This window comes from Brachybacterium sp. GCM10030267 (genome assembly GCF_042666875.1).
Lineage (GTDB): Bacteria > Actinomycetota > Actinomycetes > Actinomycetales > Dermabacteraceae > Brachybacterium.
This window is the reverse complement of the sequence record NZ_JBHTCX010000015.1, coordinates 1-2,403: the sequence shown is the minus strand read 5'-3', so window position 1 is coordinate 2,403 and position 2,403 is coordinate 1. Positions and strand designations below refer to the sequence as shown.

Sequence of the window (2,403 nt, the reverse complement as noted above, 5' to 3'; positions counted from 1 at the left end):
GTGCTTGCACGGTCTGATTAGTGGCGAACGGGTGAGTAACACGTGAGTAACCTGCCCTTCACTTCGGGATAACCTCGAGAAATCGAGGCTAATACCGGATATGAGCTCGCACCGCATGGTGTGGGTTGGAAAGTTTTTCGGTGAGGGATGGACTCGCGGCCTATCAGTTTGTTGGTGAGGTAATGGCTCACCAAGGCGATGACGGGTAGCCGGCCTGAGAGGGCGACCGGCCACACTGGGACTGAGACACGGCCCAGACTCCTACGGGAGGCAGCAGTGGGGAATATTGCACAATGGGCGAAAGCCTGATGCAGCGACGCCGCGTGGGGGATGACGGCCTTCGGGTTGTAAACCTCTTTCAGTAGGGAAGAAGCGAAAGTGACGGTACCTGCAGAAGAAGCGCCGGCTAACTACGTGCCAGCAGCCGCGGTAATACGTAGGGCGCAAGCGTTGTCCGGAATTATTGGGCGTAAAGAGCTCGTAGGTGGCTTGTCGCGTCTGCCGTGAAAACCCGAGGCTCAACCTCGGGCGTGCGGTGGGTACGGGCAGGCTAGAGTGTGGTAGGGGAGACTGGAACTCCTGGTGTAGCGGTGAAATGCGCAGATATCAGGAAGAACACCGATGGCGAAGGCAGGTCTCTGGGCCATTACTGACACTGAGGAGCGAAAGCATGGGTAGCGAACAGGATTAGATACCCTGGTAGTCCATGCCGTAAACGTTGGGCACTAGGTGTGGGGGACATTCCACGTTTTCCGCGCCGTAGCTAACGCATTAAGTGCCCCGCCTGGGGAGTACGGCCGCAAGGCTAAAACTCAAAGGAATTGACGGGGGCCCGCACAAGCGGCGGAGCATGCTGATTAATTCGATGCAACGCGAAGAACCTTACCAAGGCTTGACATGCACCGGACGGCTGCAGAAATGTGGCTTTCTTTGGACTGGTGCACAGGTGGTGCATGGTTGTCGTCAGCTCGTGTCGTGAGATGTTGGGTTAAGTCCCGCAACGAGCGCAACCCTCGTTCCATGTTGCCAGCGCGTAATGGCGGGGACTCATGGGAGACTGCCGGGGTCAACTCGGAGGAAGGTGGGGACGACGTCAAATCATCATGCCCCTTATGTCTTGGGCTTCAAGCATGCTACAATGGTCGGTACAATGGGTTGCGAAGCTGTGAGGTGGAGCGAATCCCAAAAAGCCGGCCTCAGTTCGGATTGGGGTCTGCAACTCGACCCCATGAAGTCGGAGTCGCTAGTAATCGCAGATCAGCAACGCTGCGGTGAATACGTTCCCGGGCCTTGTACACACCGCCCGTCAAGTCACGAAAGTCGGTAACACCCGAAGCCGGTGGCCCATCCTTGTGAGGGAGCCGTCGAAGGTGGGATCGGTGATTGGGACTAAGTCGTAACAAGGTAGCCGTACCGGAAGGTGCGGCTGGATCACCTCCTTTCTAAGGAGCATCACCAGTAATTGGTGGCCATCTTCTCACCCGAGTGTGGTGGGGGTGGTTGCTCAAGGGTGGAACATCAACGAATGGGCACTTCATCATCGTGTGAGTCGCTGGTACGTTCCCTTCGGGGTTCTGGAGCGTGGCTTGCGGGGTGGTTCGAGGTGGAGACACGCTATTGGGTTGTGAGGCTGCACGCGGCCTCCGGTCCGGGTCCTTCGGGGTCCGGGGTGCCGGGGGTGTGTGGCTGGTCCTCCCTGATGCTCGTGGCCGTGGTGGCTGTGGGTGTCGGTGTGGGGTTGTTTCTTGAGAACTACATAGTGGACGCGAGCATCTTGTAAGCAATTTTGAAGATTTTGTGTCTTTGTGTGTTGCCTAAGTTATTAAGGGCGCACGGTGGATGCCTTGGCAAGAGGAGCCGACGAAGGACGTGGGAGTCTGCGAAAAGCCTCGGGGAGTTGACAACCGAACTGTGATCCGAGGATTTCCGAATGGGGAAACCCGCCGCGAGTCATGTCGCGGTACCCGCCACTGAATGTATAGGTGGTGTGGAGGGAACGCGGGGAAGTGAAACATCTCAGTACCCGCAGGAAGAGAAAACAAATAGTGATTCCGTGAGTAGTGGCGAGCGAAAGCGGAGGAGGCTAAACCTGGTCTGTGTGATACCCGGCAGGGGTTGCAGGTCAGGGGTTGTGGGACGTGTCTGGTCCGTCTGCCGGCGGACCGACGTGGACGTGTGCTGGTAGTCGAAGTCGTGGTGAGTGCGACGGCGTAGAGGGTGTGACCCCCGTAGACGAAACTGGCATGCGGCGTGACGCTGTTCCCGAGTAGCACCGGGCCCGTGAAATCCGGTGTGAATCTGCCAGGACCACCTGGTAAGCCTGAATACTACCTCTTGACCGATAGCGGACAAGTACCGTGAGGGAAAGGTGAAAAGCACCCCGGGAGGGGAGTGAAATAGTAC

At 57.6% G+C, this 2,403-nt stretch carries 2 rRNA genes; both read left to right on the top strand.

Annotated features, from left to right (window positions below):
- Positions 1-1,442, top strand: a 16S ribosomal RNA gene (locus ACFQS2_RS14350); the annotation flags it as partial.
- Positions 1,443-1,812: 370 nt separating this feature from the next.
- A 23S ribosomal RNA gene (locus tag ACFQS2_RS14345) occupies positions 1,813-2,403 on the top strand; the annotation flags it as partial.